Annotated in this window: 7 protein-coding genes; 5 read left to right on the top strand and 2 right to left on the bottom strand. The window is 68.6% G+C overall.

From position 1 onward, the window contains the following. Window position 1: 1 nt before the first annotated feature. Window positions 2-1,405 (bottom strand): esterase/lipase family protein, encoded by a 1,404-nt coding sequence (locus tag ACH4TL_RS33110; RefSeq protein WP_398323466.1) that lies wholly within the window; start codon window positions 1,403-1,405, stop codon window positions 2-4. Between the two features lie 806 nt (window positions 1,406-2,211). On the opposite strand from ACH4TL_RS33110, the gene ACH4TL_RS33115 reads away from it, so the two are divergent. From ACH4TL_RS33115 to ACH4TL_RS33135, 5 genes are read left to right on the top strand one after another with little or no spacing between them, the layout of a single operon-like run. Next, window positions 2,212-3,075, top strand: a complete 864-nt coding sequence (locus ACH4TL_RS33115; protein ID WP_398323464.1) for a 3-hydroxyacyl-CoA dehydrogenase family protein — start codon at window positions 2,212-2,214, stop codon at window positions 3,073-3,075. Beyond that, window positions 3,072-3,350, top strand: a complete 279-nt coding sequence (locus tag ACH4TL_RS33120; RefSeq protein WP_398425401.1) for an acyl carrier protein — start codon at window positions 3,072-3,074, stop codon at window positions 3,348-3,350. Before ACH4TL_RS33115 ends, ACH4TL_RS33120 begins: the two co-directional genes overlap by 4 nt. Continuing rightward, window positions 3,343-4,452: an acyl-CoA dehydrogenase family protein gene (locus ACH4TL_RS33125; protein ID WP_398323460.1), complete on the top strand. Its 1,110-nt coding sequence runs from the start codon at window positions 3,343-3,345 to the stop codon at window positions 4,450-4,452. Before ACH4TL_RS33120 ends, ACH4TL_RS33125 begins: the two co-directional genes overlap by 8 nt. A 14-nt stretch (window positions 4,453-4,466) precedes the next feature. After that, window positions 4,467-5,543, top strand: a complete 1,077-nt coding sequence (locus tag ACH4TL_RS33130) for an HAD-IIIC family phosphatase (RefSeq protein ID WP_398323458.1) — start codon at window positions 4,467-4,469, stop codon at window positions 5,541-5,543. Window positions 5,544-5,581: 38 nt separating this feature from the next. After that, a complete protein-coding gene (locus ACH4TL_RS33135) occupies window positions 5,582-6,268 on the top strand; it encodes an O-methyltransferase (RefSeq protein ID WP_398323455.1) in 687 nt (228 codons plus the stop codon). Here ACH4TL_RS33135 and ACH4TL_RS33140 read toward each other — a convergent pair. Continuing rightward, window positions 6,261-7,550, bottom strand: coding sequence for a carboxymuconolactone decarboxylase family protein (locus ACH4TL_RS33140; RefSeq protein WP_398323454.1), 1,290 nt, complete (start codon window positions 7,548-7,550; stop codon window positions 6,261-6,263). The two genes, ACH4TL_RS33135 and ACH4TL_RS33140, sit on opposite strands and share 8 nt — an antisense overlap. Between the last annotated feature and the right edge of the window lie 256 nt (window positions 7,551-7,806).

A 7,806-nucleotide genomic window follows, 5' to 3' on the forward strand; every position in this document is an offset into this window, starting at 1 on the left:
GTCAGCCGTGCTGCTCCGGAGCCAGTACGGGCACGAGCCGTCGTATCGGCTCCACTCCGCCGCGGACCTCCACCTCGTACATCCCCGGGAGGTCGGGGAGACAGGTCGCCGTCCAGCGGTCCTCCGTGCCGCGCACCGGCTTCAGGGCGGGGTACTGGACCGTGTCGAGTCCGCTGACCTCCCGCACCACGCACTCCAAGCCCGTGCCGTGCGGGGCGCCGCCCCCCTCGATGGTGAACGCGGTGCCGAAGTCGGCCCATTCGGGGGTGTGGAGTTCGAACTCATGGTCGTCGCCGAGCATGTCGCCCAGCTCGTCGGGGTGGCGCAGCCCGCTCAGCATGCCGCAGGCCAGGTCGATGACACCCTCGCTGCGTGCGAGGGCGCTGTGCTCCTGGCTCACCGTGACGGGCCGGGCGTCGGAGCCGCGCAGATGGGCGGCGAACCGGTAGACGGTGCCGTCGCCCTTGCGGTTCTGGGTGCGGGGCCTGCCGTTCGCGTCGAGGAGGAGCCGGCCCGCGTCCCGGCGGTACATGTAGCGCTGGGCCATGGCGGCCCCGGCGTCCAGCCGGTAGCTCTGCCAGGTTCGCTGGCCCACGCCGACCATCATCACGTGCTCGGGCAGCAGCGTGCCGCTCCTGCTCGCCCGCCAGTCGGCGGACGCCTGCGCCAGGTCGCGCATCCCACCCAGCGCCACGATGTCGTCGACGTCCGGGGCGCGCATGTCGGCGCCGTCCTCGCAGCAACGGTAGCCGGGCAGCAGGTCGTATAGCCCCGGCATGGTCGGGGTGATCTCGCGCAGCACGGCGGGCGGCAGCAGCCCGGGCGCACCCTTGCCTGAGTTGAGCATCACGGCGGCCTTCACCGAACCCTCGAACGGGGTACCCACGGTCATGACCGCTCGCACGTCGCCGTTCATGCCGCCGCCGTGCACAACCTCGCGGGCGAGCAGGCCGCCCATGGAGTGGGCGACGATCAGCACCTTTGCGGGACCCGCCTCGGGATGCTCGTCGAGGTAGCGGCGGTGGGCGCCGTGTGTCCGCCAGGCGTCCAGGTGGCGGCGGATCTCCCGGGCGAGCAGGGCGCCGTTGTGCGCCACGGACAGCCGCCAGTCATAGGGGAAGGGCAGGACGGCCGCCTTGTGCAGGGCGGACCGTCTGAGCTTGGAGAGCAGCTCGTTGTACGGCTGGACGTGACCGAGTCCCGGGAACCAGTCGGCGACGTTCAGTACCCCGGTCGCCTCGATCCGGCCGGTCTCGCCCGCCCGTTCGGCGTCCGTGACGGCCAGGGCGTGCAGCCGCTGGGCGTGTGTGCGCGCGGAGTACTGAAAGATGCGTCCCAGCCCCCATAACGGCGTGTCGCTCTCAACCTCTCGCAGGGCGCTCCCCATGACTCCGGGAACCGCCACTACGGCGTCGTGAAGCTGCCGTTCCGGCGCGCACCGCTCACTCATGCTTTCGCCCCCGACTGTCATCGATCGCTCTATTCGCCCGAGTTGAGCTGTGATCGGGGCCAGGACGCTAGCACAGTGTTGCCCGCTCAACGAACAGAACGGAACGAACTTCACGCGACCCCTTCGGCCTGCAGAGCTCCACAGGTACCATCCCCCTCAAAGCGCAAGGTTCGACCTGCGAGAGTGTGCGGTAGCGGCCACATCTGCAGGAGCGCGCGTCGGTGGAGGGCGGTTGGGACGGTCGCCACGCAGGCCCTCGTCCAGTGACGGCGCGGTACCGGCCTACGCCCTGGCAGGGCTGTCCAGGCCGTGCGAGGTCATCCCGGACTAGGCCAGGGCGGCGACAGCTGGCCTTGGCGCTCTGGGCACCCTCATGCAGGGCGATGAGCCTGGAAGGACCTCCGACCTGGGCCTTTGTGTGACGGTGTTCGGGTCGAAGTCATTCCGGTGACGCACCACGTGGAGTGCGTGGCGATCCTCGAACCCGCCGCAAAGGGCTCCTGACTCGCGGTAATTGGGGAGCCGAGGGCGTAAGGGGAAGACGCGTCCCCGTCCGCTGAGGTTTACTCGGCGTCCGATCTCGCGAGGAACACTGCGGATCTCCCTAGAGCGTCATCGCAGCCTTTGACATCACCCGGATGATCATCCTAATTTTTCCGGTGGAATAGATATTCCAAGCCGTGTTTCATCGTGTACACCACCCGTCCGTTATGCGCCGAGCGCAGGGCGTGCTCGATTGAACGACGATTTGGAGGTGGACGATGACGCATTCCCGATCCGACACAATCGCCGTTTTTGGTGCGGGAGTCATGGGGCGCAGTATCACCGCGCTGGCGCTGGGCCGCGGGGTGGATGTCGTGATGGTCGACATCGCGGAGGACATCCTCCAGAAGGCCCGGGCGGAAATCGCCCAGCAGCTGCGGCACGGGCAGTTCATGGGCGCCTTCCCCGACGGGCAGGCGGCCGGGGCGCTGACGACGACGCTGTCCGGCGAGGACGCGGCGGGCGCCGGTGTCGTGATCGAGGCGATCACCGAGGACGCCTCGCTCAAGGCGCGGGTCATGACGGAGATCTCCGGCATGATCCCGGCCGGGGTGCCGGTGATCACCAATACCTCGGGCATCCCCGTCGCCGAGCTGGCGAAGTCGGTGCGGCGCCCCGGGGAGCTGGCCGGGGTGCACTTCATGAATCCGGCCTACCTCATCGAGATGGTCGAGGTCATCCGTGGCCCGGAGACCGGCGACGAGGCCATGGCCGCGGTCCAGGGCGTCCTGGAGCGGCTGGGGAAGAAGACGGTCGTCGTGCGCGACGCGCCGGGCTTCGTCACCAGCAGGCTGCTGCATCCCATGATCAATGAAGCGGCGAGGATCGTGGCCGAGGGCGTCGCGAGCGTCGAGTCCGTGGACAGGCTGATGCACGGATGTCTCGGCCACCCCACCGGTCCGCTGCGCACCGCCGATCTGATCGGTCTCGACAATCTCGCGGACGCTCTTCGGCTGCTCGCCGAGCGGACCGGCAATTCTGCTTTCGAGCCCTGTGAACTGCTCATGGAGAAGGTGCGCCGCGGCGATCTCGGGCGCAAGACGGGGCGGGGTTTCTATGACTACGGAAAGGCGTTTTCGTGAGTGTGGACCAGCCGATCACCGCTGAGGGGATCGAGCAGGCGATTTCGGCGTTCGTCTCGGAGCGGGTCAATACGGAGGTCCCCGCCGATCAGGATCTCTTCACCTCCGGGCTGGTGTCGTCGATGTTCGCGATGGAACTCGTCGTCCAGCTGGAACAGGAATTCTCCGTGCAGATCCTGGGGGACGACCTGAAGCGGGACAACTTCCGCACCATCGAGGCCATGACCGCCCTGGTGGGGCGTCTGCTCGGCGCCGGACAATCCGCCGATGCCTGAGCCGCTCGCCGGTGCCCGCGAGTTCGTCGACGAACTCGCGGGCGACCGGGCCGCGGAGTGGGACCGCACCGGGGTGATCCCCGACGAGGTGCTGCGGACACTGGCCGGTCGCGGCCTGCTGTGCGCCGGGGTGCCGGAGACCTTCGGCGGACTCGGGGCGAGCAGCGCCGCGAACGGCGAGTTCACCGCCTTCGTCGGCGGCCGGTGCAGTTCGCTGCGGAGCGTCATGACCTCGCAGGGCATGGCCGCGTGGACCATCCAGCGCCTGGGCCGCCCGCAACAGCACGCCGAGTACCTGCCGGAGCTGGCCGGTGGCCGGCTCGCCGCCATCGCGTTCAGCGAACCGGAGGCGGGCAGCGATCTTTCGGCGATGACCACGACCATCGAACCGGACGGTGACACCGTCATCGTCCGAGGGCAGAAGATCTGGACCACCGCGGCCTGTTACGCCGATCTGATCGTCGTCGTCGGACGCTACGGTTCCGGGGCGGCCGCCGTCGTGGTGCCCGCGTCGGCTCCGGGCGTCACCATGCGCAAGGTCCCGCGGCCGTCCGGCTGCCGGGCGGCCGGACACGCGGATGTACGCCTCGACGATGTGCGGCTGCCCGCCAGTGCGGTGCTCGGCGGCGGGCAGCCGATGATGCTCCTGGTGACCAGCGCGCTGGCGTACGGACGGCTCTCGGTCGCCTGGGGCTGTGTGGGGATCCTCCGGGCCTGTCTCGACGCCGCCCGTGGCCACGCCCGGGTCCGGCGGCAGTTCGGAAAGCCGCTCGCCGAACACCAGCTGGTCGGCCGTCACCTGGCGAATCTGCTGACCTCCGAGCAGATCGCGACCCGGGTCTGTGAACACGCCAGCCGGTGCTGGGACGGCGGTTCCCCCGACATGGTCGTCGCCACCGTCCTCGCCAAGCAGGTGAGCGCCGTCCAGGCCGTGCAGGGCGCGGCCGCGGCGGTGCAGGTCCTGGGCTCGGCGGCCGCGCGGGAGGGTCATGTGGTCGAGCGTGCGTACCGCGACGCGAAGCTCATGGAGCTCATCGAGGGCAGTACGGAGATCTGCCAGCTGATTCTCGCCGACCACGCCGTGTCGATGCCGGCGTCATGACACAAGGAGGCGCCGTGTCCGAACAGCTCCCGATCGTGAAATGCCTGGTGTGGGATCTCGACAACACCCTGTGGCAGGGCACGCTGCTGGAGGACGGCCGGGTGACGCTCGCCGCCCCGGTGAGGGAGCTGATCGCCGAACTGGACGGCCGGGGCATCCTCCAGTCGGTCGCCAGCAAGAACGACCACGACCAGGCGTGGCGGCAGTTGGAGGAGCTGGGCGTCGCCGAGTACTTCGTACTGCCGCGCATCGGCTGGGGCCCGAAGTCCGATTCCGTGCGGGCGATCGCCGCCGAACTCAACTTCGCGCTCGACACGATCGCCTTCGTCGACGACCAGCCGGCGGAGCTGGCGGAGGTCCGGTTCCATCTGCCGGAGGTGCGCGGTTACGCCGCCGAGCGGCTGCCCGAGCTGTCCGCGCTGCCGGAGTTCAGCCCGGCGGCGGTGACGGTGGACGCACGCCGCCGTCGGCGTATGTACCAGGCCGGATTCCAGCGGAAGGCGGCCGAGGCGGAGTTCCAGGGGCCGAGCGACGACTTCCTGCGCTCGCTGGACCTGGTGATGGACATCGAGCGCGCCACCGAGGAACAGCTGTCCCGGGTGGAGGAGCTGACGCTGCGCACCAGCCAGATGAATGCCACCGGAGTGCACTACTCCCTCGCGGATCTGCGCACGCTGCTGGCCGATCCGCACCACGAGGTGCTGGTCACGCTGCTCACCGACCGGTTCGGACCGCATGGCGCGGTCGGTCTCGTACTGCTGGAGAAGCACGCGTCGGTCTGGAATCTGAAGCTGCTGGCCACCTCGTGCCGCGTGGTGTCGTTCGGCGCCGGTTCGTTGATCCTCGGCTGGCTCGCCGACCAGGCCGCGCACGCGGGCGTCCACCTGGTGGCGGACTTCCGGCGGACGGAGCGCAACCGGATGATGGACATCGCCTATCGCTTCAGCGGTTTCACCGACGAGGCGTGCGACTGCCGGGCCGGGCTGCCCGCACCCGCGCACGAGGACATCCAGCGGCTGCATCTGATTCCGGAGCCGCAAGCCCCGTCGCCCACGACGAAGCTGAACGCCGTCAGCCTCCAGGGCGTCTGACCCGCTCACCAGAGAAGACCCGAGAAGAGGGACGACGCATGGCGAACCAGCTAGGACTCCCGGCCGCGCTTTCGGAGTACATCCGGGAGTCGTCCCTGCGCGAGGACGAGATCCTGCGGCAGTTGCGGGAGACCACGGCGGAGCTGCCCGCGGGCAGCGCGATGCAGGTCATGGCCGAGGAGGGGCAGCTGCTGACGCTCCTGGCCGGTCTCACCCCCGCCCGCAGGATCCTGGAGATCGGCACGTTCACCGGGTACAGCACCCTGTGCCTGGCCCGTGCGCTCGCCCCCGGCGGCCGGCTGATCACCTGCGACATCACCGACCGCTGGGCGGGGATCGGCGCCGACTACTGGGCCAGGGCGGGCGTCGAGGAGCGGATCGACCTGCGCGTCGGTGACGCGGCCGACACCCTCAAGACCATCCTCGCGGAGGAGGGACCCGGCACGTTCGACTTCGTGTTCATCGACGCCGACAAGCGGGGCTACCCGGACTACTACGAGGCGGCGCTGACGCTCATCGGTGACCACGGCCTGATCGTGGTCGACAACACCCTGTTCTTCGGCAAGGTCGTGGACCCCGACGCGCGCGATCCCGACACCGCCGCGATCCGCGCGTTCAACGCGCTGGTCCGCGACGACGCGCGGGTGGAGATGTCCCTGGTGCCCATGGCGGACGGGATCACGCTGATCCGGAAGGCTTCGCCCGCCGCGGCGCCGCTCAGGTGACCACTCTCGGGATGAACGCGGCATGGGCGCCGTCGGAGTAGCGGCGCAGCTCGACGCCGTACACCTCGGCGGGGTGCAGCTGCTGACCGAGGAATGCGATGACCCGGTTGAATTCGGGCGGAAATCGGCTGGCCACAATGGCCATACGGAGCCTGCCCAGGGACAGATTCGCCTCGACCGTGCGGAGGAACGAACCCTCGTCGATGGGATACCCCATCTCCGCCAGCAACTGCTCTCCGGTGCTGCCCTGCAATTGGGCGGTGTACTCGAGTGAGCGCTGGAGTATGTGGATCGGCCAGTGCCGCGCCCCGCTGCCCGCGTAGTCGAGAATTTTGGCGAGGGCGCTGTGCGCGTTCCATGTGTCATGCGGTTCCACCACTTCCACCAGGATCGGGATGCCCGAGGAATCGGCGAAGAGATGGGTGGCGCTGAAGGAGTATCCGTCGGTGTCCGGCATGACGTCCGCGGGGTTCCTGCGGATCAATAGGAGCGAGGAGTTGAAACCGGGCGCGTTCACCGTGGACAGCAGGTCCGGATAGCTGACGAGGATCTCGTGCAGCGGCGGTCCTGGGCTGGCCGAACTCGGGGTGAGCTGGGAGAGCCCGGTGTCGTTCTGCAACACGATGCGTGGGTTCCAGGTTTCGGCGCCCGACCCCGGAAGCGGCTCCCGCGGGCGTGCGTGCCTGCCGGACGTCAGCTGTGCCGGGTCCGCCGGCAGCAGCGCGGGGCGTTCCATCCAGGGGTCGATCGGGACGAGACAGGAGTTCAGGATGAACGCCAGCGTCTTGTACGTTCCGGCGAGGGCCAGCAGTTCGAGGATCTGCTCCTCGCCGTAGCGCTCGGCCAGCCGCTTCCAGGTGCCGTCCGAGACCGCCGACCTGGTGTGGAGCTCGTCGACCGCCTGGAGGAGGGCGGCCTCGAACGGCTTCCAGTCGGCGGTGTCCTCCGAGGCGACCCGGGCGATCTCCGTCTCGTCGAGCCCGACGAAGAGCCCCGCGGCGTGGTGATGGGCCCAGACGTACGGGGCCTGTGAACGCCATGCCGTCCGCAGGATGATGAGCTCGCGTTCGCGGGCCGGCAGGATGTCGCCCGCCACATGCGACATCAGCGGCTGCATCGCGGGCAGCAGCGTCGGGTGGTTGGCGATGGTCCGGTGCACGTTCGGCGGCGGCCGATCCGCGAGGAGCCCGTTCAGTGACTGGCCGATCTCCTTTGCGTAGACCTGGCCCGCGGGTGTGACGGCGAAGTCGTCCGCGTCCTGCGGATCGATCCTGGGCCGCATTTTCTCACCTTCGTGAATTGTGTTGTCTTTGGCTCTTTTTCACCGGTCGAGTTCCAACGATAAGCGATCGGCGGACCTTTCAAACGCCGGAGGTCTAGGGGAATCCCTAATGTTTTCCCTTGTGTTGAGCAGTGGTGGCGGCATAACGCGCGTCCGTGGTGTCGCGCGGAATTCTCTGACCATTGGCAGGTACTATTGATGGCGCTGTCGATCATGATTCGATATGACACGGTTCGGTGTCCCCGGATTTCCGCGA

The organism is Streptomyces sp. NPDC021115 (assembly GCF_044333065.1).
GTDB lineage: Bacteria > Actinomycetota > Actinomycetes > Streptomycetales > Streptomycetaceae > Streptomyces.